Source organism: Acrocarpospora phusangensis (assembly GCF_016862995.1).
GTDB lineage: Bacteria > Actinomycetota > Actinomycetes > Streptosporangiales > Streptosporangiaceae > Acrocarpospora > Acrocarpospora phusangensis.
Genome location: NZ_BOOA01000003.1, coordinates 25012 through 46140, shown reverse-complemented (window position 1 = coordinate 46140; position 21129 = coordinate 25012). Strand labels below are relative to the sequence as shown.

Annotated in this window: 21 protein-coding genes; 8 read left to right on the top strand and 13 right to left on the bottom strand. The window is 68.3% G+C overall.

Annotation, left to right across the window (positions count from 1 at the left end):
• Window position 1: 1 nt before the first annotated feature.
• Window positions 2-1384: an aldehyde dehydrogenase family protein gene (locus tag Aph01nite_RS02420; protein WP_204039040.1), complete on the bottom strand. Its 1383-nt coding sequence runs from the start codon at window positions 1382-1384 to the stop codon at window positions 2-4.
• Between the two features lie 157 nt (window positions 1385-1541).
• On the opposite strand from Aph01nite_RS02420, the gene Aph01nite_RS02415 reads away from it, so the two are divergent.
• Window positions 1542-2798 (top strand): pyridoxal phosphate-dependent aminotransferase, encoded by a 1257-nt coding sequence (locus Aph01nite_RS02415; protein ID WP_204039039.1) that lies wholly within the window; start codon window positions 1542-1544, stop codon window positions 2796-2798.
• 3 nt (window positions 2799-2801) lie between these two features.
• Here Aph01nite_RS02415 and Aph01nite_RS02410 read toward each other — a convergent pair whose 3' ends face one another.
• Entirely contained in the window at window positions 2802-6350 is a 3549-nt protein-coding gene (locus tag Aph01nite_RS02410; RefSeq protein ID WP_204039038.1) for an NACHT domain-containing protein, read from the bottom strand.
• 100 nt (window positions 6351-6450) lie between these two features.
• Complete coding sequence (locus Aph01nite_RS02405) at window positions 6451-7068, bottom strand: LysE family translocator (protein ID WP_204039037.1); 618 nt, start codon at window positions 7066-7068, stop codon at window positions 6451-6453.
• 110 nt (window positions 7069-7178) lie between these two features.
• Between Aph01nite_RS02405 and Aph01nite_RS02400 the strand changes: the two genes are divergently transcribed.
• Entirely contained in the window at window positions 7179-7631 is a 453-nt protein-coding gene (locus Aph01nite_RS02400; protein WP_204039036.1) for an Lrp/AsnC family transcriptional regulator, read from the top strand.
• On the opposite strand, the gene Aph01nite_RS02395 is transcribed toward Aph01nite_RS02400, so the two are convergent.
• Both Aph01nite_RS02395 and Aph01nite_RS02390 read right to left on the bottom strand, forming a co-directional pair.
• Entirely contained in the window at window positions 7624-7845 is a 222-nt protein-coding gene (locus Aph01nite_RS02395) for an NUDIX hydrolase (protein ID WP_204039035.1), read from the bottom strand. The genes Aph01nite_RS02400 and Aph01nite_RS02395 overlap by 8 nt on opposite strands.
• A 46-nt stretch (window positions 7846-7891) precedes the next feature.
• On the bottom strand, window positions 7892-8059 hold the full coding sequence (locus Aph01nite_RS02390) for a hypothetical protein (protein WP_204039034.1): 168 nt from the start codon (window positions 8057-8059) through the stop codon (window positions 7892-7894).
• A gap of 85 nt (window positions 8060-8144) precedes the next feature.
• Here Aph01nite_RS02390 and Aph01nite_RS02385 point away from each other — a divergent pair, with 85 nt between their 5' ends.
• The gene (locus Aph01nite_RS02385; protein WP_307836758.1) at window positions 8145-8789 is read left to right on the top strand and encodes a protein-tyrosine phosphatase family protein; all 645 of its coding nucleotides are present in this window, start codon (window positions 8145-8147) and stop codon (window positions 8787-8789) included.
• Here the strand turns inward: Aph01nite_RS02385 and Aph01nite_RS02380 are convergent.
• Genes Aph01nite_RS02380 through Aph01nite_RS02370 form a run of 3 tightly spaced genes read right to left on the bottom strand, consistent with a single transcriptional unit; the run spans window position 8752 to window position 11454 of the window.
• On the bottom strand, window positions 8752-9318 hold the full coding sequence (locus Aph01nite_RS02380) for a carboxymuconolactone decarboxylase family protein (protein WP_239161344.1): 567 nt from the start codon (window positions 9316-9318) through the stop codon (window positions 8752-8754). The two genes, Aph01nite_RS02385 and Aph01nite_RS02380, sit on opposite strands and share 38 nt — an antisense overlap.
• Window positions 9319-9376: 58 nt before the next feature.
• Complete coding sequence (locus Aph01nite_RS02375) at window positions 9377-11191, bottom strand: AfsR/SARP family transcriptional regulator (RefSeq protein ID WP_204039031.1); 1815 nt, start codon at window positions 11189-11191, stop codon at window positions 9377-9379.
• A gap of 47 nt (window positions 11192-11238) precedes the next feature.
• Window positions 11239-11454 carry a tautomerase family protein gene (locus Aph01nite_RS02370; RefSeq protein ID WP_204039030.1) on the bottom strand — a complete coding sequence of 72 codons (216 nt, stop codon included), beginning with the start codon at window positions 11452-11454 and terminating at the stop codon, window positions 11239-11241.
• Window positions 11455-11676: 222 nt separating this feature from the next.
• On the opposite strand from Aph01nite_RS02370, the gene Aph01nite_RS02365 reads away from it, so the two are divergent.
• Window positions 11677-11970 (top strand): putative quinol monooxygenase, encoded by a 294-nt coding sequence (locus tag Aph01nite_RS02365; protein WP_204039029.1) that lies wholly within the window; start codon window positions 11677-11679, stop codon window positions 11968-11970.
• A 42-nt stretch (window positions 11971-12012) separates the two neighbouring features.
• Here the strand turns inward: Aph01nite_RS02365 and Aph01nite_RS02360 are convergent, their stop codons facing one another.
• The 4 genes from Aph01nite_RS02360 to Aph01nite_RS02345 all read right to left on the bottom strand — a co-directional run bounded on the left by Aph01nite_RS02360 (window position 12013) and on the right by Aph01nite_RS02345 (window position 15172).
• Window positions 12013-13431, bottom strand: coding sequence for a hypothetical protein (locus Aph01nite_RS02360; RefSeq protein ID WP_204039028.1), 1419 nt, complete (start codon window positions 13429-13431; stop codon window positions 12013-12015).
• A gap of 2 nt (window positions 13432-13433) precedes the next feature.
• Window positions 13434-13784 (bottom strand): cupredoxin domain-containing protein, encoded by a 351-nt coding sequence (locus Aph01nite_RS02355; protein ID WP_204039027.1) that lies wholly within the window; start codon window positions 13782-13784, stop codon window positions 13434-13436.
• A 20-nt stretch (window positions 13785-13804) separates the two neighbouring features.
• On the bottom strand, window positions 13805-14581 hold the full coding sequence (locus Aph01nite_RS02350) for a copper resistance CopC family protein (RefSeq protein ID WP_204039026.1): 777 nt from the start codon (window positions 14579-14581) through the stop codon (window positions 13805-13807).
• Between the two features lie 201 nt (window positions 14582-14782).
• On the bottom strand, window positions 14783-15172 hold the full coding sequence (locus Aph01nite_RS02345; RefSeq protein WP_204039025.1) for an MmcQ/YjbR family DNA-binding protein: 390 nt from the start codon (window positions 15170-15172) through the stop codon (window positions 14783-14785).
• A gap of 156 nt (window positions 15173-15328) precedes the next feature.
• Here Aph01nite_RS02345 and araB point away from each other — a divergent pair, with 156 nt between their 5' ends.
• From araB to Aph01nite_RS02325, 4 genes are all read left to right on the top strand, one after another.
• Window positions 15329-16993 (top strand): ribulokinase, encoded by a 1665-nt coding sequence (gene araB, locus Aph01nite_RS02340; protein WP_204039024.1) that lies wholly within the window; start codon window positions 15329-15331, stop codon window positions 16991-16993.
• Window positions 16994-17191: 198 nt separating this feature from the next.
• Entirely contained in the window at window positions 17192-17779 is a 588-nt protein-coding gene (locus Aph01nite_RS02335; RefSeq protein ID WP_204039023.1) for a TIGR03086 family metal-binding protein, read from the top strand.
• Window positions 17780-18547: 768 nt separating this feature from the next.
• Window positions 18548-19366 (top strand): SAM-dependent methyltransferase, encoded by an 819-nt coding sequence (locus tag Aph01nite_RS02330; RefSeq protein ID WP_239161343.1) that lies wholly within the window; start codon window positions 18548-18550, stop codon window positions 19364-19366.
• Window positions 19367-19394: 28 nt separating this feature from the next.
• Window positions 19395-20555 (top strand): cytochrome P450, encoded by a 1161-nt coding sequence (locus tag Aph01nite_RS02325; RefSeq protein ID WP_204039021.1) that lies wholly within the window; start codon window positions 19395-19397, stop codon window positions 20553-20555.
• On the opposite strand, the gene Aph01nite_RS02320 is transcribed toward Aph01nite_RS02325, so the two are convergent.
• Entirely contained in the window at window positions 20552-21124 is a 573-nt protein-coding gene (locus Aph01nite_RS02320) for a cadmium resistance transporter (protein WP_239161342.1), read from the bottom strand. The two genes, Aph01nite_RS02325 and Aph01nite_RS02320, sit on opposite strands and share 4 nt — an antisense overlap.
• Window positions 21125-21129: the final 5 nt, after the last annotated feature.

The following is a 21129-nucleotide window of genomic DNA, read 5'->3' as shown; positions in this document are numbered from 1 at the left end:
TTTAAAGAGCGATCGACTTGCTTTCCAGACATGTACGGAAAGCTTCCACGCACCCGCCGGAGGCCTGCCGCCGCCCGTTCACGCTCACCGTCCCGGTCCGGATCCGCCGCGCCACCGCCAGCGCCCGCTCCGCGTCCGCGCTCCACACCGACGCCGCCCGCGCGAACGGCTCCTCGTTGGCGTACGCCACCGCCTGGTCCTCGCCCTCGTACGCGGTGACCGCCAGCACGGGCCCGAAGACCTCGGCCCGCGCCACCCGCATCCCGCTCTCCACCCCGGCCAGCAGCGTCGGCGTCACGAACCACCCCGGCAGCGTGGACGGCGGCGTCCCGGTCACCACCCGCGCCCCCGCCTCCCGGCCGCTCTCCACGTAACCGAGCACCCGATCCCGCTGCCGCATGCCGACCATCGGCCCGATCGTGGTCGCCGGATCCATCGGATCGCCCACCCGCTGCGCGCGCAGCCCTTCGGCCAGCGCCTCGACCAGCGCGTCCGCCTTCGCCCTGGGCACCAGCAGCCGCGTCTGCGCGATCCCCGCCTGCCCGTTCTCCGCCAGGGCCACCGGCAGCAGCGCGGGCACCACCGCGTCGAGGTCGGCGTCGTCCAGCACGACCGCCGCGGCCCGGCCGCCGAACTCCATCGTCACCCGCGCGGCCCGGTTGACGCAGGCGGACACCACCGTACGCCCGGCCGCGCCGCTGCCGGTGAAGTCGACCATGTCCACCCGCGGATGCTCCACCAGGTGCGCGCCCGCGTCCCGATCCCCGGGCAGCACGCTCAGCACATCCGGCGGCAACCCCGCCTCGACCAGCGCCTCAGCCAGCTGGTACGCGCTGAGCGGGGTCTCCGGCGGCGGCTTCAGCACCACCGAGCAGCCCGCCGCCAGCGCGGGGGCCACCTTCAGGGCGGGCATGCTGAGCGGCCCGTGCCACGGCGTGATCGCCGCCACCACGCCGACCGGCCGCCGCGTCACCAGGCTGGTGTCGCCCCCGTCGGCGCGCCGCTCGTCGTACGGGAAGCTCTCGGCCACGTCCGCGGAGCAGCGCAGATGCCTGATCGCGTCGGGCACGTGCAGCCGCTCGCTGAGCCCGATCGGGGACCCGAGCTCGGCGGTGATCAGCCGGGCGATCTCCCCCGCCCGTTTCTCCAGCAGGTCGGCGGCCGTGCGCAGCACCTGCGCCCGCTGCCCCGGCGCGGCCTCGGCCCAGACGCCCGAGTCGAACCCCGCGCGCGCCGCCGCCACCGCGTCGTCGACGTCGGCCAGCGAGGCCAGCCCCGCCCGGCCCACCCGTGCCCCCGTCGCCGGATTGCGCACCTCGATCAGCCGCGACCCCGTCCCGGTGACCCAACGCCCTCCGATGAACACTTCCGAACGTTCCGCCACGGACCCGACTTTCCCTTATTTCATGATAATGAATAGAACCTAGTCATCATCAGAATGGGGGTCAAGGACAACCCATTGAACTCTGGTACGGCTCCGCGCGTACTCCTCAATGCATCACCGAACGGGCGAGGAGCCCGCGATGAGGAGGCGGAGCGAGTTGAGCGGATCAGTCGATCTCGCGTTATTGCGGAACGGCGCGCACAGCCCGTCGTACTTCGCGCTGAAGCGCGGCTCATCCGGCCACCGGCGCGAAGTGGTGGATTTCTGCATCCCCTGCAACCCGTACTTCCCGACGAAGGACATGTTCGAGGGATTGCGGGAGAACCTGGTCGACGTGCTCAAGTACTATCCGAGCGACTCAGACACGATCACCAAGGAGCTCTGCTCGACGCTCGGGCTCAACCCGGCCACGGTCGCCATGGGCAACGGCTCCACCGAGCTAATCACCTGGATCGACCACCTGATGATCAGGGAGAGCGTGGCCATCCCCGTGCCCACCTTCGGCCGGTGGACCGACCAGCCCCTGGAAACCGGCAAACGCGTGGACATGTACCCGCTGCTGGAGACCCAGGGCTTCCGGCTGGACATCGAGTCCTACATCCGTTTCATCCGGGAACGCGGGTCGCGGGTCGCCGTCATCTGCAACCCCAACAACCCGGACGGGGGCTACCTCGCCCGGCACGAGGTCATCCGCATGCTGGACCGGCTCACCGACCTCGACCTGGTCATCGTGGACGAGTCCTTCATCGAGTTCGTGGACGCGGAGCCGTACGCGAGTGTCGCCGACCAGGCCGCCATCCGGCCCAACGTGGTCGTGCTCAAAAGCCTCGGCAAGAACTTCGGGCTGCACGGCATCCGCTTCGGCTACCTAATCTCAAATCCCGCTATAGCGGGAAAAATCCGCAACTCGGTGCCGAAATGGAACCTGAACTCTTTTGCGGAAGTTGTCGTCTTCATGTTGAAAGAGCACATGCAGGAATATCAGCACAGCCTGCGCCTGCTCTCCCACGACCGGGAAACCATGATCCGCCAGCTGCGCTCGCTGACGGGTCTCACGGTCTTCCCCTCGCAGGGCAACTTCATCCTGGTCAAGCTGCCGCCCGGCAAGGACGGCCGCGACCTGCGCGACTACCTGATGGCCGAACACAGCGTCTTCGTCAGGGAATGCGGCAACAAGCTGGGCACCACCAGCCAGTTCCTCCGCCTGGTGGTCCGCCCCCACGCCGACGTGCAACGCCTCATGATCGGCCTCTACACCTACCTCTGCGCCCCCTCGGTCCCCCAGGCCGAGGTCATCTCCACCCACCACACCCCCGACCTCCGCGCAAACCCCCGCCCGGGCCGCCGCCGCGCTCCCGTCCAGCAACTGGAGGCCGCTCCCGTGTACCGCCTGCCCGGCGGAAACGTGGCCTGAGTCTCAGACGCGTACGAGGAAGAGAGTCGGCTCGGCGGCAGGCCGGGCGTGGTCCGGCGACGTGAAGGCGATCACGGTCGCGAGCGCCGACAGGAGTTGCGTGCGCGCCGCCGGCACTTCCGGAAGTTGCACCAGCGCGGCGAGGATCACCGTGCCTGCCATGGCCAGGGTCGGCTCGTCCATGGGACGGGCGCGGCCCCACATCTGGCCGACCAGCGTTTGCGCGCATTCGATGACGGCGACGACCTCACGATCGGTCCCTGGCGGCAAATAGTTCACCGCCTTCCGCAGAGCGGCGGGCGGATCGTCCGCCGGCACGCACTGTTCGACGGATTCCAGACTCCGGGCCAGGAATTCCGGCAAGGAGAGATCGCTCCGGGACCGCCGCCGGGCAGCTCGCGCCGCCGCCCACGCCCGGAGCAGGGCCTTGCACGCCAGCAGCATTCGCGCGTCCTGGAGGTGGTCATACCTGACGGCCGCGCGAGCGACGGCGAGGTCGGCGACGAGAAGCCCTCCATGCGTGAGAGCGAGGTCGAGGTCATGGGTGGGGCCGACGAAATCGCGCTGAACGACGTTCGCGAGAGCGAGATCGAGAGCACGGGCGGGGCCGACGAAATCGTCCTGGAAGAGAGCGGTATCCAGGTCGATGAAAGCGGCGTTTTCCGTGTGGACACGGTCGAAGTCGCGGAAACGGGCGAAGGAGAGGTCGCGGGCGAGATCGAGGACGCGACCGAGGACGCGGACGAGACCGAGGTCGAAGTCGAGATGGCGGAGACCGTCGAGAGCCAGCGCGAGGGACTGTCCGCCGTCACCCTCGCGGGAGAGGACGAGGACACGGCCGAGCAGGCGGCCGAGGACCTGGTCGAGATCACGTCCGGGAACGCTGTCGAAATCACTCCCAAGGTCAAGGTCCGGGTCAGCACCGTCGGCCGGATGGACCGCAGTGTCGATCCGGATGTCCCGCGCCCGCGCGATCGCATTGGCGAGGTCATGGACGAGGTCATGGACGACGCCCGACATGCGATCCGGAGCGAGATCACCGGCGAACGTGAGGCCTGGATCATTCGAAAGCTCGTCGGCGAAGAGGCCGCGCGGGCGCGCGGGAGAGAGCCGCAGATCCAGGCTGTGGGCCAATTCCTCGACCTTTGCCAACGCGCGCTCGTTCACGTCGACGCGGACGCGGCGGAGGTCGCGGGTCACGTCTCGGGCGAGGTCGCGTACCCGAATGAGGACCCGCAGCTTGGAGCGCGTGTCAGCGGGCTGGGCGATCCGCAGATGACAGAGGGTCGCCGCAAGCTCGATGGTCCGGATGAGGAGAGCGCCGGGAGCGGTGCACTTCGTGATGTTCGCGTAGATGAGACGGCCGGCGAGGCTGATCGGGGACTCACTGGTGATCAGCCTGAGAAGCGGATAGGCGTGGCCGACGATGAGGTGGCGGTACCGGGCGACCTGTTCCGAAGTCGGCCGGTAGGGATGGGCGGCGTCAGCGGGCAGGTACAGCCGATGCTCGATGTCGAAGATCCAGGAGGGGCGAGCGACGACAGTGGCGGGTGAGCCGGGCCCGGTGATCTCCGTCCTGGACGGCGGCGTATATCTGGTGTCGTCGTCGAACAAGGTGTTCAGCCACTCCACGAACCGGGGAACGTCGGTCACGAGAACTCCGGTCGCCGGTGCCGATCCGTTGTCGCGGGCCGGGGTGCGCCGCCCGCGCAGGGCTTCGGTGCGGGCGAACTCGTTCCACAGATCGCCCGGGACCGGATTGAGGCAGAGGCTGGTGCCGCTGCCCAGCAGCACCGTGTCGTGCAGCACGCGGGAGGCGATGACAGCGGCTACCAGCCGGGCCTTCGAAGGGTCGGCGGCGGCGGTGGCCAGGATGCCGTCGAGTTCGTCGCGTGACTCGGCGTCCAGGTCGAGAGCGTGGTCCGCGCAGGCGAAGGCCAGGCTGAGCGCCTGGACGCTGCCGGAGTCCAGGCACGCCCGCACGACGGGGTTGGCGTCGGCGCCGCTGCACCACAGCAGGGTCGTCTCCCGCCACCAGGGATCGTCGACGTTCTCGGACAGGAGCGCCAGGTCGGCGGGCTGGTTGCGGATGCGGATGGCGGCGAGGTACTCCTGCAGGGTCAGGTGGGCGAAGGCGTACTGGCCGTGTTCGCGTTCGAGGATGAGGCCGCTGAGCCGGATGTGGTCCAGGAACCGCGCCGGGGTGAGGTGGCGGGCCATGCGGTGGAGCACGTCGCTGATCGCGTTCTGCGCGTCTTCGGCGGAGATGTCGCGCTGCCGGTTGCGCATCATGCGCAGGGCCAGTTCCTGCATGATGCGTTCCTTCTTCGGACCGTCCAGACCGGCCGGATCGGCGAGGTTCTTGGCCTCCTGACGGCGATGCAGCAGTACGTCGCACATCTCGGCATAAAGGGCGGCACGGCTGCCGGGCAACGCGCCCCGGTACCGGTGCACGTTCGCGATCATGGTGAGCAGCAGCGGGTTGGTGGCCAGGTCGTAGAGCGCCGGCGTGCGCCGCAGCCGGCCGACCAGGTCGCTCGCCTGGCTGTCGGCGATCATCTGGACGTCCCCGGCGCGGCCCTCCCGGGCCCGCCGTTCGATCGCGCGGTACCAGAACCGCAGGAACGACGCGATCTGGTCGGGCGTGAACCGCTGCACCTGCAGCACGTCGCTGGTCGGCAGGGGATTGCTCAGGTACCCGTGCGGCCGGGAGGTCACCACGAAGGCGTTGCCGGGATAGCGCGCGATCTGGCCGCTCACCCAGACGACCGCGCGCCGCCGCTCCTCGACACTGGCGATCTCGTCCAGGCCGTCGAGCAGCACCACGCAGCGGCCCCGGTCGAGCCAGCGGTCCAGCCAGCGGGCCGGAATCTTCCCGCGCAACCACGGCGCGGTCACCGCCACCTCGGCCAGCGTCGGCGGCTCCCCCGCCGTCACCGCCTCGGTGTGGTCCCGCAGGTACAGCAGCACCGGCAGGGACCGCCGCCGCCAGAACTCCAGCCGCCAGAACCGCCAGTGGCGCTCGGCGAGGTGCAGCGCGGTGGTCCGCGCCATCGTGGTCTTGCCCGACCCCGCCGGCCCCAGCACGGCCAGCACCCGCCCCCGGGTGAGGAACGCCGCCAGCGGTCCGCGCCGCGCGCCCGGCTCGGCAGGCGGCACGAGCACGCCGATCCCGCCGTCCCCGACCGCTTCCCGCGCCGGACGCGGTTGCAGGACCACGTCCACGTAGACCTGTTTCGCCCGCAGGACGAACTCGCCCTGGGTGACGACGCCGATCGTCTCCATGTCGGCGACCGAGGCGCGCACCTGGCGCATGTACGTCCGCCGGTAGATCCGGGGGACCCGGTCCGCCGCGCGGCCCGGGCCGTACGCCATCTCGACGGCGGAGGCCAGGAGCGCGCTCAGGATCATGAGCCCGAACGCCAGGTAGGCCCAGGTCCAGCTGAGTTTCCCGTCGTCCAGGATCTGGTTGACCGCCACCCCGCCCGCGACCAGCGCCGCCGCTCCCGCCAGGATCAGCGTGGCGTACTTGGCCATGCGCAGCGCACTCACCTCCACCCGCCAGGCTGATATCGCGCAGACGCCGGCGGAGAAAGACAAACAGGTGGCCAAAGGTTCCGCAACAAAGTCAGCCGGAATTCCGGCGCCCGAATTAACGCCCGAGTATTTCTACGAGCAGCCAGGCGCCGATGCCGGTCATGGCGGCGCCGGACAGGCGGCTGATCAGACGGGCCGCGGCGGGCCGGTGGTGCAGTGCGGTACGGACAAGAGTGCCCAGACAGAGATAGAACAGGGCACAGGTGGCCATGAACGCCAGCCCGAGCACGCCGATCTGCCCGGCGACAGGCCAGGCGCCCTGGGGGTCGGTGAACTGCGGGAGCAGCGCCAGGAAGATCAGCAGTCCTTTGGGATTGAGGCCGCTGACGCCGATGCCACGCAAGAACATGTTCCAGTCGGTCCCGGCCAGGTCACCGGCCGGGGTCGTGGGAGTGGCGGGGTGGGCGAAGGTCGTGACGCCGTGCCAGATGAGGTAGCAGCCGCCGACCAGGGTGAGGCCGGTCAGGACGGCCGGGGAACCGGCGACCAGCGCGCCGACTCCGGCCGCCACGACGACGGTGATCGCGCCGTACCCGACGACCAGGCCGGTCACTGCCGGAAAGACCGATCGGCCGCGTAGTCCGGCGCTGATGGTGAATGCCCAATCGGCGCCGGGGACGACGATGAGAAGGAATGCGACCGCCCAGAAAGCGAGCACCGAGGTAGCGGGCATGAATGCATTCCTCCCATTAGGCTGTAGCCATTGGAAGAATACGATCGATGTGGTCAAAGATGTTTCTAAGTTTCCCGCGTTGAAAGCGGCTCTGTGGAAGGATTTTCTCCGTGGATGCGATCGACCGGAAGATCCTTGCGGTGCTTCAGGAGGACGGCCGGCTCACCATCACGGAGTTGGCCGCCCGGGTGGGGTTGAGCGTGTCGCCGTGCCATCGGCGGCTGCGCGAACTGGAACGCAGCGGAACGATTCGCGGGTATCGCGCGGTGGTCGACGCCAACGCGCTCGGGTTGACGTTCCAGGCGCTGGTTTTCGTGACAATGCGGCAGGAGGATCGGGAGACGCTGCTCGGCTTCGAGGCGGCCGTGGCCAAGGTGCCCGAGGTCGTCCAGGCGCAGCGGCTGTTCGGCGATCCCGACTACCTGCTGCGGATCGTCACCGCGGATCTGACCGCCTACCAGGAACTGGAGGACGACGTGCTGTCCGCGCTTCCCGGGGTGCAGCGCCTGAACTCCACCCTTGTCATGAAGCACGTGGTGAACGACCGGCCGCTGCCTACCTGAGACGGGTGAGGGTGCGCAGGATCCAGGGCGGGCCGATCTCGACCTTGCCGCCGATACCGGCGAGCGTGCCGGGCGCGTGCGCCTCCTTCTCCCCTCGCCTGATCAGCAGCCAGCGCCCGTCCCGCTCCAGGAAGACCTCGATGTTCACGACGAAGGCAGGCCGTCCCGCTCCGGTCGTACACGCCGCGGGGGCAGGGGTGCGCGTGTCCGTCATACCGGTCACTCTAGACACCCGAGTCACCCGGGCAGATGCACTCCGGCTAGCGTTTGATCAGCGTGTGGACGGCCACCACCGTGGTCCCGAATGTGGCCCCCGCGGTCAGCAGCGCAGCCGGCCAGCTCTGCGCGTCCGCCAGCATCAATCCCGCGGCGACCGCCGCCGCGACAGCCCCGAAAACACAGATCAAAGCACTCCGCTGGTCGATCATGTCGGGTCCTCTCCAGTTCGGTCACGAGCCCCTTATTAGCTTTTGATCATCTAGACCCAGTAAGTCACAGCATGAGTCAAAAACCATGACTCACGACTGTCATGGACAGGTTGAGCTGGGACGATCAATGGCACTGAACGCCGCCAGCCGTACGGACCAAGGTACTCCGCCACGCCGAACAAGATCGGTGGACGCGCGGGAACGTGAATCAGCCGTGAACCATTCCAGGAGTCCCGGCATATGTGTACGCCAGGATGGACAGGTGAATGAAAGGCGACTCGTCGGCGCGATAAACCTTCCCGGCCAGGCATGGGTTCGCGGCCGCGGGCTCCGGCGGCCCGCCCCCGACAGGCCATCCCCGGATCACGGCCTCTACCTGGGCTCCCCGCGACTCCGGCAACAACACGACCCTTCACTCACCTGGCCGCACGAGTGGCTCGACTGGCCCGATTTCCGCCTCCCCCGCGACAGGAACCACGCCATCCGCGAAATCCACGCCCTGTACGAACTCGCCCAAGCGGGACGAAACGTGGAAGTCGCCTGCGGCGGGGGCATCGGCCGGACCGGAACCGTGATCGCGTGCCTCGCCATTCTGTCCGGAGTGCCACCCAGAGAAGCGGTCGCCTGGACCCGGGCGAATTACCATCCGCACGCGGTCGAGACACCCTGGCAACGACGCTGGGTCGAACGTTTCAGTCCTGAAACGAACGACCGAACGTCACAGCACTGAGAACGGCCTCCGGCGCACGCGTCCGATACGCGGAGTCCGGTGGGACCCCGAGCGCGTCGTTGACGGTGGCGAACGCGATCCGCAGAGCCACGAACGCGGTCATCGCGAAGATACGCTCATCACTGATCCCCGCGTCCCTCAGCTCCCGCACATCCGCCTGAGTGGTCCTCGTCGGATCACGCGCGACCTTCCGGGCCCACCGCGCCATCGCCCGCTCCTCACCGGTCAAACCGGTGTCACTCCCCGTCAGAACACCGGACGCGACCTCCTCCCCGGCGGCGGCGGCCAACCGCGTCCCCCACACCAGCGAACAGTACGAATCCCCGAACGCCGACGCACAGGCGACCACCAGAATCGCGCGCTGCCGATCATCCAGTCCATGCGGGACGCTGACCTCCCGGAACAGCCCGAAAAACAACTTCACCGCCTTCGGCTGGTACGCCCAGAGCCTGGACACATTCATGACATATCCCAGATCCTCCACGTCCTCGTCGAAGATGCGCTTCGCCTCGTCACCCAGTTCAGGCATGCCAAGAAACCCAATACCACTCATTACAAAACTCGCTTTCTGCGATATCCGAACGGACTCACGCGGACCGTTTGCCGGCGTCGCGGATCAACCGCGCCAAGGCCGGATTGTCGATGTCCGCGCCGAGCAGCCGCGCCGCCGCCAGCGCCGGCTGATCGCCCAGCCGGAACCGATGCACCTGCGCACGCACCACCAGTTCGCGCATGTCGCAGCGCGCGGCCAGCGACGCCAGGTTCCCGACCAGGGAGCGGGCCCGCTCATGGTCGCCGTGCTCGATGGCGGTGCCGATGGCGGCGTCCAACCCGTACCCGTGGACCCACTGGTATCGGTCGGGGGTCCGGATGCACCGGAAGGCCGCCTCGTCCTGCCATTTCGTGGCGGCGGGATAGTCGCCTCTGGCCGCGCTGAGCAGCCCGAGTCCACGCGCCGCCATGCCCTCCCAGCAGGAGTCGTCGAGCTGGCGGGCCAGTTCCCACGCCTGTTCGAGCCGGTCCGCGGCGGCTTCGAGATCACCATCCTGGAGGTCGAGTTCGGCACGGAGGGTCTGCGGCCAGGGCAGAAACGCCATCCAGCGCTGCTCGTACACACCTTCCAGAGCGCGGGCGAGGGCGGCGGCGGCCTGACTCCGTTCGGCTCGGAGCAGATGCGCCCGCGCCACCATCGAGAGCGACCACGCCTGCTGACGATGATCGGCGCAACGCTCCGCACGCTCCACCGAGTCATGGAGATAGCCGAACGCCGCCGGATAGTCCCCCGTGTCGGAGGCGTTCTTCCCCCGCACCGCCAGCAGCGCGGCCAGCTCTTGATCGGTCTCCGCCAAGGCCTGCGCCTTCGCCAGCCAGGCGTCGGCCGTACCGCGCCGCCCCGCCTGCGCCTCCACGAAGCCCAGCTCCCGATGCGCGGTCACCGCCGTGACCCGGTCGCCGGTCGTGCTCGCCAGCTGGATGGCCTCGTGGATCGCGACGATGCCCTCCTCGTCCCTGCCGCGCGCGGCGTGGATCAGCGCGCCCCCGAGTGCCACCAACGCCCGCCCCTGTAAGGCGCTGTCCCGGCACCGCGCCGCCTCCGCCACCGCACGCCGCAGACACTGCAACCCCGCGTCCACGGCTCCGGCCACGATCGCGGCCCGCCCCGCGTCCAGCTGGCTGGACGCGGCAGCCCGCCCGCTCAGCGGCGGCGCGATCGGACTGTCCGTGCCGACCGTGGCGGCCTCGCGGAGCGCGGGCGAGGCCGCCACCCCGAGCTCCCGGCGCAGGAGGTCCTCGCAGACCGCGACCTGCCGCAGCGCGGCGATCCTGTCCCCCGTCGCGGCGAGGCTCCGTACCAGCAGCTCGTGGTTTCCCTCCTCCAGTGGGTTGCGGGCCACGACCCGCGAGGCGTACGTGACCGCGTCGCGCGCCCGTCCCCCGGCCAGCAGCGCGACCGCCGCCTGACGCAGCCGCGCCTCGACCCGGGCCGAGACGCGGTGGCGCTCCACCAGCAGCCACGACTCGAATTCGAGGCTGGAGGTGAGGTGCACCCCTTCGAGCAGTTCTCCGCCGACGTCGAGGAGCGGAGCCGGGTCGGCGTACTCCCGGGTGATCTGCTCCAGGTCGACGGCCACGTCCTCGCCCAGGTCCGGAGAGACGGGGTCCCCGCCGAGCACGTCGCGTTTGCCCAGCGCGCGGCGGAGTTCGGCGAGGGTCCAGCGCAGCGCGCCCAGCGGGTCGTCGGCGTCGGCGAACAGCAGGTCGGCCAGGTGCCGTCGGCTCGTCGGGCGCTCCGCCAGCAGCACGTAGCTGAGCAGAGCCCACGCCTTGCGGCCCCGGGGCGAGCGGACCGGCTGGCCGTCCCGCTCGATGGCCGGCGCCCCGAGCAACCGGATCGTCAACATCGCACTCCACCCCTTCGGGGATCCCGACGGCGCTTCGCGTTCCTTCGTCAACCCGCGGCCAGGGCCCTCACGTCGCCCGTGGTCAGCGGCGTGCCACCGATCCCCCAGTCACCGCTCTTGACGTCCTCGATGACGACCCACGTGACCGAGCGCATGTTCTCCCCCTCGACGCTCACCATCGCCTCGGTGAGGGACTTGACGATCTCGGCCTTCTGCGCGTCGTCGAAAACGCCCTCGATGACCTTCACGTTGATGAGTGGCATGTTTCCCCCTCGATTGTTCCGACAGGGTTCACCTTGCCTGGACCTCGTGTGAGTCAGCGTGTGAGTTTCCCTCACTTCCGAGGACCCGGACGATGTTTGCACATCCGCAACGATCGCCAATCGACATGCAATTGTTTCGCTGCGCCCACTATGTTGACTCCAGCCTCCGTTGGTTCGTCGTTATTTGTAACGGAGGTCGGGCTTCAGGCAGAGGAGGACGGGATGCCGAGTATCGGGCTTATTGCCAGGATTGAGGCCAAGCCGGAGTATGCCGAGCAGGTGGCCGAGATGCTGCGGGACGCGGTCACCCTCGCCCACGAGGAGGACTTCACCGTCCACTGGTACGCCTTCCGGGAGAGCGCCACCACCTTCGGGCTCTTCGACACCTTCAACAACGAAGGCGGACGCACCAGCCACATGGAGGGCAAGATCGCGCGGGCCCTGATGGGCGCGGCCGACACCATGCTCGCCGAGCCGCCCGACATCAGGCCGGTGGACCTGCTCGGCACCAAATAGCCGGCCGGTCACTCCGCGAACTCTCGACGGGCTACGCCCGGCCTAGGTGGCGAACAGGAAGAGCAGGCCCGCGACGGTGTAGATCACCATGAGGGCCATCAGCGGGATCTGGCCGACGACGGCGGTCCGGTGCGGGAAGAGCGTGAGTGCTCGGTCGTGGGCGAGGACGGTGCCGAGCACGTGGCCGATCACGATGACCGTGACCTGAAGCATGGCGATGGACGCGGGAGTCGCGCCCATGCTCTGCAATGTCCAGTTCGCGGTGCCCAGCCAGTTCGCGCCCGTGTCGAGAGGGTCGGAGAGCAGGGCCAGGGTGTGCTGGCCCTCGAAGAGGAACAGCGTGAAGTAGTGCGCGACCAGGTAGCCGACCGCGATCGGGACCAGGGAGTGCGCGAGCTCCCCGGCCGTCGTGGCGGGAGTGGCACCGCCCAGGCGGGCCGCCCAGGTGGTCGCGCCCAGGAACAGCGCGAGCACCAGGCCGATGACGGCGAGCAGGCCGAAGGTGCCCATGAGAGGGGCGGGCAGGTCGCTTTCCTGGACGAACTGCACCCAGACGGGGGCGTTGGAGACGCTGTCGTACATGGTGGAGCCCAGCAGCACGATCACCAGCGCGGGTAGACCGGGCGCGTACGCGAGACCGGCCATCCCGTCGAGGGGGTTCCGCCAGGCCAGTTTGTACGCGTTCCCCGACCGGGTGCCGGGGGCGCGCTTCGCGCGGTCTGTTGATTTTCCGCCCTTGGAACGCGGGTTGGTGGAGGCGGCTGATCGCGCCTTGGCCTTGCGGGAAGCGGGTGGGGGAACACGGGTGATCGGGGAGAGGCTGCCGATCAGGGTGCTGTACGCCTCGAAGGCGTCGCCTTTGTCGAACCACTGGGCGCCGTAGATGGCGGCTCCGGTGAGGGTGGCCACGACGTACAGGGCCAGCCAGAGGGAGATGACGGGGAGGGTGGCACGGTCGGGGGCCACCAGCTCCAGCCAGACGAAGGCGAGCAGGCCGGCGGTGGCGGGCCAGTAGCCGACGCGCGGGGAGAGTCGCCGCCAGCCCTGGTCGGGATCGCGGCGCAGGAGCGCGCACGCCAGCCGGTGCAACGTCCGCAATGGATTGAAATTTCGCCAGATGGGCCCGAAGACCAGGGATAACGGGACCAGCCCGACCCAGAAGAGGACGTAGAAGACACCCGCCGTGGGATTGTCCGGAGTGTCAGGACCGAACAGCAGGCCGACGCAGAAATACGCGGCGACCACGAGCCCGACCGCCTGCGGAACCCAACTCGAACTCCGTCCGAGATACGACGGCACACCGGCGAGCCGGGGCTCCCGCCACGCGAACCCGAGCGCCGCGAAGGACACCACGAGCGCGACGGCCGCCCCGGCGACGGCCGCCTCGAACGGAATCGGCAGGTCCTGCCGCCCGCCCACCCCGTGCGCCAGGACCATCTCCACCGGCCGCGCGAGTTCCATGGTCACTGCACCTGAAGCTGGAAGAGCTGCATCTCGGAATCGTGCGTCTCCACCTCGAACAACCCATCCCGATCAGCCACGAACTCCACCGTCGCCGGCGTGTTGGGCTGCAAGCCGGCCGACATGTCGTACCCGTGCACGTGAAGTTCGTCCGGCACGTCACTGGTCACGACGATTTTCACCTGCTGACCCTTCGCGACCTCCACACGCCCAGGCGGCGGATTCACCGACCCCCCGGCGATGGTCACGGTGATCTCCTTGGCCGGCCCGGAGAAGGTGGCCGGGTCACCGGACGCGCTACACCCCGTGACCGCCAGAACAACGCAGGCAAAAATGGCAATAAGCGACTTCATCGAGTAACTCCAAACGCGGGTCATCGGGCCTTGTTGGCAGGCCGACGAGCGGTACTGACCAGAAGGATCAACACTCCGGCGACGAGCACAGCCGGGATCAGCCACACCACGAACCCCCCGTCGCCACTGGACGACGACGAACTCGTGCCGGCCACCGCCGGGTCGGGCTGCTGCGTGAAGAGACTGCTGGGTTGAACGAGCTGCGGCCCCTGGCTCGCCCCGGGCTGCATGGTCGGCATGGTCGGCTTGGTTGGCATGGTCGGCGCGACGGAAGCCCCGTGGTCGGGTTCCACCAGAAGCGCCGGATCCGGCTCGTTGTCCGGCGCCTTCCACCCCTCCGGCGCCTTGCTCATCTTCCCGGTGTACTCGAACTTGACCTCGCCTTTCACGAGCTCCCCATCCGAAGCTCGCGAAAGAAATTCAGCGGTATAAACACCCTGCTCCGGCCAGTACGCCACCGGAACCATCGCCGGAAACCCGGTCTCGAACAGCCGGGGCTCCCAGCTCCCGTTGTTCAGCCACAGCTCACGAACCGGCTCATCCAGCCGCTTGGGCTCCCCATGGGACCACTGCGCGTCAACCCGCCGCCCACTAGGACTCACCACCGCGAAGTACGCGTTGAACGCCGGCTTCTCCGTGAAGTACAGCTCCAGCCGCTCCAGCGGAGCGTCGACCTTGCTGTCTTTCGCGGGCACGGACACCGCCAGCTGACCATGAGCCGCGGCCGGCCGCGCGGCGATTCCCATCGTCGCGACCAGGCTGAAGACCACAAGCGTGACCCGACCTAAAAAGCGCACGGAAAGCCGATCCCTCCGACTCAAACGCGTGCGCCGACCACGCCACCCAACGGATAACGTCCATCTCCGGCGGCGTGCCACGGCCCCGGAGATCTGCACCCTATCAATACCGGTATGAACCCGACCAGATCAGACACCCCGCGATTACCACATCCATCACATCCGCATCCGTCACATCCGCATTCGTCACATCCGCATCCGTCACTTCTGCTCAGCCAGGTACGCCTTCGCCAGCCGCTTCGGCGCCCGGCACACCCACGCCTCGGTCACCACCTCCGCCAGCTCCTCCGGCGAGATGCGATCGAGCCGGATGAGGATCGCCGGGTACCCGTTGAAATGCGGCGTGGTGAAGTACAGCTCCGGATCGTCAGCCAGGAACGCCTCCTTGACCGCGAGATCCGCGACCCGCACCGCCAGGATCGGCCCCTCGGGCGCCTGATCGCCGAGCGCCTCCAGATCTGCCCGTCTGAGCGGACGTTCCCAGACGAACCCCTTTTTGTTCACCCGCCACGACTGGTTCTCCCAGGACGTGACCTCCTCCGTCCCGGGCATGGCCATCGCGATCCGCCGCACGTCTTCCCAGGTAGCCATGGCGCCAGCGTAGACAACACCACCGACAGAACCAGGCCCTCGCGCCCACCAGCACCCTCAGCCGATGCTAGCGCTAACACTTTCGACTTGCCGAGCACTTGACCCCGATGTGTGATAGCGCTAACAATCAGGCACTCGAATACTCAGGAGCGCGAAGTGAGCAGACTTCCGACCGTCGTCATCGGCGTCGACTTCGGCACCCTGTCCGGCCGGGCCCTGGTGGTCTCGACCGAGGACGGGACCGAGCTCGGCACGGCCGTACACGAGTATCGGCACGGGGTGGTCGAGCGGCGGCTGCCTGACTCCGACGTGGTCCTGAAGCCACAGTGGGCGCTCCAGATTCCGCAGGACTGGCGGGACGTGCTGGCCAACGCCATCCCGGCCGCGCTGGCCGCCGCCGGGGTCACGGCGGAGCAGGTGGTGGGCATCGGCACGGACTTCACCGCGTGCACGATCCTGCCCACGACCGCGGCGGGGGTTCCGCTCTGCGAGCTGGACGAACTGCGCGATCGCCCCCATGCGTACCCGAAGCTCTGGAAGCACCACGCCGCCCAGCCGCATGCCGACCGGATCAACGCGCTCGCGGCCGAACGCGGCGAGACCTGGCTGGCCCGGTACGGCGGGAAGATCTCCAGCGAGTGGCAGTTCGCCAAGGGGCTCCAGCTGCTGGAGGAGGACCCGGAGGTCTACCGGCTCGCCGAGCGCTGGATCGAGGCCGCCGACTGGATCATCTGGGAACTCTGCGGCGAGGAGACCCGCAACCTCTGCACCGCCGGTTACAAGGGGATTCACCAGGACGGCAGCTACCCCAGCCGCGAGTTCCTCGAAGCGCTCAATCCTGATTTCGGGGGCTTCGTCGCCAAGCTCGACCACCCGCTCTCCGCCATGGGCGAGCGGGCCGGCGGGCTCAGCGCGCGGGCCGCCGCGCTGACCGGCCTGCCGGAGGGCATCGCGGTCGCGATCGGCAACGTGGACGCCCACGTCACCAGCGTGGCCGCCGGCGCCATCGAGCCCGGCCAGATGCTCGCGGTGATGGGCACCAGCACGTGCCACATCATCAACGGCCCGGCGCTGGCCGAGGTGCCCGGCATGTGCGGTGTGGTGGAGGACGGGGTGATTCCCGGGCTCTGGGGGTTCGAGGCCGGGCAGAGCGGGGTCGGGGACATCTTCGCCTGGTTCGTCGAGTCGGGGCTGCCGGAGGAGTACCAGGCCGAGGCGCAGGAGCGCGGCCTGTCCGCGCACGAGCTGCTCAGCGAGAAGGCCGCCAAGCAGACGGTCGGGCAGCACGGGCTGATCGCCCTGGACTGGCACGGTGGCAACCGGTCCGTACTGGTGGACCACGATCTGTCCGGGGTGCTGGTGGGGGCGACGCTCGCGACCCGTCCGGAGGACGTCTATCGCGCGCTCCTGGAGGCGACCGCGTTCGGCACGCGTACGATCATCGACGCGTTCGAGGGCGGCGGGGTCCGCGTGGACGAACTGATCGTCGCGGGCGGCCTGCTGCGCAGTTCCTTCCTGATGCAGCTGTACGCGGACGTCATCCAGCGTCCGCTCAGCATCATCGGGTCGGCGCAGGGGCCGGCGCTGGGGTCGGCGATCCACGCCGCGGTCGCGGCGGGGGCATACCCGGATCTGCGTGCGGCCTCGGCGGCGATGTCCCGGGTGCACCGGAACGTCTACGAGCCGGACCCGAACAACGCCGCCGCCTACGACCAGCTGTACGCGATCTACACCGAGCTCCACGACCACTTCGGCCGCGGCGGCACCGACGCCCTCCACCGCCTCCACACCCTCCGCTCCGGAGGCGCCCTCCACTCCTGAGACACCCCGCCCCGAGTCAGAGTTAGCGTTAACATCGATCTCTCGATTCGCGACCACCGAGAAACGAGCATGTTTGCGATAACAAAGCCACTTCTTCGCGGCCCGAAGCCGGCCGTGTCCCGGTTGACGGCCGCGATCAAGTTCTCATAAGTTACCAAACGGTTATCGAGAGACGTGCTTATCGACAAGGTGTCCACAATGAGCGATATCGCCGCCCGATACACGTCCCGCGCGGACGCATTTCAGGCCAAAATCCGTCAGGTACGGCCTGAGCAGTGGTCGAACCAGTCCCCCTGCGCGGACTGGACCGCCAGGGATGTCGTCCAGCACATCATCGACATGCACGGCGCGATGCTCGCCCCCCTCGGCCGCAGCCTGAGCCCGGCGCCCTCGGTGGCGGACGATCCGCTGGCCGCATTCGTGGCCGCCCGCGCCGACGTCGAAACCCTCCTGAACACCCCCGAACTCGCCGCGACCACCGCCGAAACCCCCTCCGGCCCCATGTCCATGGAACAGCACGTCGACCAGGTGGTCAGCGCCGACATGGTCCTGCACGGCTGGGATCTCGCCAAGGCCACCGGTCAGGATCCGACCATCGAATCGGCCGACATCCAGTCCATGTGGCCGACCGTCCAGCACGTGCCCGCCGAGTTCCGCATCCCGGAGGCGTTCGGGCCCGGCATCGTCGTCTACGGCCCCGAGGTGAAGGTCCCCGAAGACTCCACTCTGCAGGACCGTCTGCTCGGCCTCATCGGCCGCGATCCCAACTGGACGCGTTCCGGATGACCCCCAGCCGCCGCCGAAGCCGCGCCTCTCCGAATGCAACTCCCTGGCGCGGTCCAAATCACGTACGGCAATCGGGACAAGTTCCAGTCGCATTTCTCCGGAGGCCGTCCTGAATAATTGTTGTAACAAACGGCCTTCCGCTTAATATTGCGTTAACTTCGCGCGACGCGACGAATTCACGTGATCACCGAGAGTTCATCTGAGTTCGTCAAGTAGATCCGACGTCTCCCGTCCCGGCGCGGCACATCATCTCCTCCGGAGCGCACCGGACCAGGAAACATCGGCAGCTTCGGCCGCCTCCGGCGAAGCAGTTTCGTCGTACCCCGGCGCTAGCCTTCCGCAGGGAACGAGAAAGGACTTCGCACGATGCACAAATCGCCACAAATCAGTCTTAACAGACTTCAATCGCTCCAGACTGAACCACAAAACCGTCAGAAATTAGACATGTCCAACGGGCCGGTCGGCGTGGCGGGCCATCGCGCCTTGGTATGCCTCACCGCCTGGTCCGGACTTCTGACATGCGGAAACATCCGGCCGTGGCGAGCAGGAACGACTCCTCCGATCTTTGTGGCGACACGAAGATGGACAAGCTCCCCCATCTCGTCTCAACTTCCGCCAAGATCTGACAAGATGGCCGCCATCGGTGCGCGCCTTGCGGCGTAGATCAAGGAGAATTCGCGGTTGTGCATCGGGGATGTTTATTCATATCTGCGCGGATAGCAAATAGGCTCGCGATGGCTTCGACGGCGATGGATGAAGGAGACGGGCGTGCCTGAGGAAGCGCCAGTGCCCCCGGGGATCGACGCGACCACGCCCAACGCCGCGCGGATGTACAACTACTACCTCGGCGGCAAGGACAACTTCGCCGTGGACCGCGCGGCCGCCGAGCAGGTGCTCCAGGTCGCCCCCGAGGCCCGCGAACTGGCCCGCCAGAACCGCGCCTTCATGCGGCGCGCGCTCCGGCACGTCATGGCCGAGTCGGGCATCCGGCAGTTCATCGACATCGGCACCGGCCTGCCCACCGAAGGCAACGTGCACGAGATCGTCCACGCCCGTGATCCTGGGGCCACGGTCGTCTATGTGGACAACGACCCGGTCGTGCTCGCCCACGCGCGGGCGATCCTGTCCCGGACCCCCAGAACCGCGACGATCCGCGGCGACCTCCGGCGGCCGGTCGAGATCCTCGACAACCCCGACCTGCGGAATCTGGTCGACTTCTCCCAGCCGGTGGCGATCCTCCTGGTCGCGGTCCTGCACTTCCTCACCGACGACGACAAGCCCACCGAGGTCCTCGCCCGGCTGCGGGACTCGCTCGCGCCGGGAAGCCACCTGATCCTCTCCCACGTCACCGCCGACGAGCGGGCCCAGGCCGCCCAGCAGGGCGCGGCCGTCTACCGGAAGGCGAGCGCCAGCATCACGCTCCGCCAGCGTCAGCAGATCCTTGAGCTGTTCGACGGGTTCGAGATCCTTGAGCCCGGTTTGGTGAGACTGCACGACTGGCGGCCGGACGAGGACTCCGCGTTCGCCACGTACCGCGGCCGTGAGTTGCCGACCTGGTTCTACTGCGGCGTCGGCCGCATCCGGTAGTGACCCTCCGATCGAGGAGCCGTCCGACATGCCCGACATCGACTTCAATCCGCTCGGGGGTGTGCAGCCGGCTGGGTCGGCTTTCGCGCGCTTCGATGCGTTACGCGAGCAGCATGCCTCCTTCCGCAGCACGTTCGGCAGCGGATTCTGGGTGATCAGCAGGTACGAGAAGATCGTCGAGGTCTGCCAGGACCCGGAGACGTTCTCCAGTTCCGCCGTGTCCGTGCTGGATCCCGAGCCGGCGTACCGGTGGATTCCGGAGATGCTCGATCCGCCCGAGCACACCGTGTGGCGGCGGCTGCTCGGGCCGCTGTTCTCGCCCGCGGCGGTGGCGGCGCGGACGGAGAAGATCAGAACGCAGTGCGCGGCCCTGGTCGAGTCGCTGGCGGAGCGGGGCTCGTGCGACTTCGTCACCGACTTCGCCCGGGTCTATCCGACGACGGTGTTCCTGGAGCTGATGGGGCTGCCCGTCGAGGACCTGGCCACCTTCCTCGCCTGGGAGGACGCGATCCTGCACGCGCCACCCGCCGAACGCGCCGGCCGAGTTCAGGCCATGGGGCAGGTCATCGGGTATTTCAGCAGGGTCATCGCGGAGCGCCGGGCGGAACCCCGGGACGATCTGATCAGTACGGCACTCGGATGGGAGATCGACGGGGAACCCGTACCGGATCGGGATCTGCTGGATCTGTGCCTGCTGCTGTTCATGGCGGGGCTGGACACGGTCACGGCGCAGTTGTCGTACGCGTTCTGGCATCTGGCGGGGGCGGACAAGGACCGGGCGCGGATCGCGGAGCATCCGGGGGTGATCACCGATGCGATCGAGGAGATGCTCCGGGCGTATTCGATCGTGATGCCGGCCCGCAAGCTCACCCGGGACACGGACTTCCACGGGTGCGCGATGAAGACCGGGGACATGGTCCTGCTGCCGCTGAACCAGGCCAACCGGGATCCGGGCACGTTCACCGACCCGACGCAGGTCGATCTCGATCGCCCGCACAACCGGCATATCGCCTTCGGGGTGGGGGTGCATCGCTGTCTGGGGGCACATCTGGCGCGAGCGGAGATGGGCATCGCGCTGGAGGAGTGGCACAAGCGCATCCCCAACTACCGCGTTCCGGAAGGAAGCGTGCCGCTCGAACACGCCGATCTGGTGCTCGGGCTGGACACGCTTCCGCTGGTCTGGGACTAGATCAGGATGATCAGGCCGATCAGGATGAACACCGCGGGGACGAGCCAGCGGCCGTAGCGTTCGACGAGGGCGACGACCTTCTGGTGGGAGCCGAGCCAGGAACCGGCGAGGCACCACAACGCGACTCCGGCGGCGAACACGATCATGGTCACGGCGAACGCGTCGGCGCCGATCGTCCGGAACACCGGGGTGTAGACCGAGACGTTGTCGGCACCGTTGGCGATGGTCACCGCGGCGACCGAGATCGACCCCGTGGCGACCGGGGGCGGGTCCTCCGACTCCCGGTGGCGGACGGCGGTGATCAGGCCGCGTACGCCCAGGATGATCGGCAGCAGGCCCAGCAGCCGGATCCACTCGTCCGGGATGATCGAAAGGCCGAGGGCGGCCAGGCCGGAGACGGCCAGCAGGACGGCGATGCCCAGGTACTGCCCGGCCCAGATGTGCCAGGGCCGCGGTGATCGGTGGGCTCGCGCGGAGAGGAACAGCACGGTCAGGACAAGGAGATCGTCCACGTTCGTGCCGACGAACATTCCGGCCGCGCTGGCCACCGCGGCCGTGATGTCGTTCATGTCAG

Bases quoted from the DNA above. Each gene is read 5' to 3' on its own strand.
- Aph01nite_RS02405 (WP_204039037.1), bottom strand. From the start codon at position 7,068: ATGCCCGCTACCTCGGTGCTCGCTTTCTGGGCGGTCGCATTCCTTCTC.
- Aph01nite_RS02395 (WP_204039035.1), bottom strand. From the start codon at position 7,845: ATGACGGACACGCGCACCCCTGCCCCCGCGGCGTGTACGACCGGAGCG.
- Aph01nite_RS02390 (WP_204039034.1), bottom strand. From the start codon at position 8,059: ATGATCGACCAGCGGAGTGCTTTGATCTGTGTTTTCGGGGCTGTCGCG.
- Aph01nite_RS02385 (WP_307836758.1), top strand. From the start codon at position 8,145: ATGACTCACGACTGTCATGGACAGGTTGAGCTGGGACGATCAATGGCA.
- Aph01nite_RS02380 (WP_239161344.1), bottom strand. From the start codon at position 9,318: ATGCCTGAACTGGGTGACGAGGCGAAGCGCATCTTCGACGAGGACGTG.
- Aph01nite_RS02375 (WP_204039031.1), bottom strand. From the start codon at position 11,191: ATGTTGACGATCCGGTTGCTCGGGGCGCCGGCCATCGAGCGGGACGGC.
- Aph01nite_RS02370 (WP_204039030.1), bottom strand. From the start codon at position 11,454: ATGCCACTCATCAACGTGAAGGTCATCGAGGGCGTTTTCGACGACGCG.
- Aph01nite_RS02365 (WP_204039029.1), top strand. From the start codon at position 11,677: ATGCCGAGTATCGGGCTTATTGCCAGGATTGAGGCCAAGCCGGAGTAT.
- Aph01nite_RS02360 (WP_204039028.1), bottom strand. From the start codon at position 13,431: ATGGAACTCGCGCGGCCGGTGGAGATGGTCCTGGCGCACGGGGTGGGC.
- Aph01nite_RS02355 (WP_204039027.1), bottom strand. From the start codon at position 13,784: ATGAAGTCGCTTATTGCCATTTTTGCCTGCGTTGTTCTGGCGGTCACG.
- Aph01nite_RS02345 (WP_204039025.1), bottom strand. From the start codon at position 15,172: ATGGCTACCTGGGAAGACGTGCGGCGGATCGCGATGGCCATGCCCGGG.
- Aph01nite_RS02335 (WP_204039023.1), top strand. From the start codon at position 17,192: ATGAGCGATATCGCCGCCCGATACACGTCCCGCGCGGACGCATTTCAG.
- Aph01nite_RS02325 (WP_204039021.1), top strand. From the start codon at position 19,395: ATGCCCGACATCGACTTCAATCCGCTCGGGGGTGTGCAGCCGGCTGGG.
- Aph01nite_RS02320 (WP_239161342.1), bottom strand. From the start codon at position 21,124: ATGAACGACATCACGGCCGCGGTGGCCAGCGCGGCCGGAATGTTCGTC.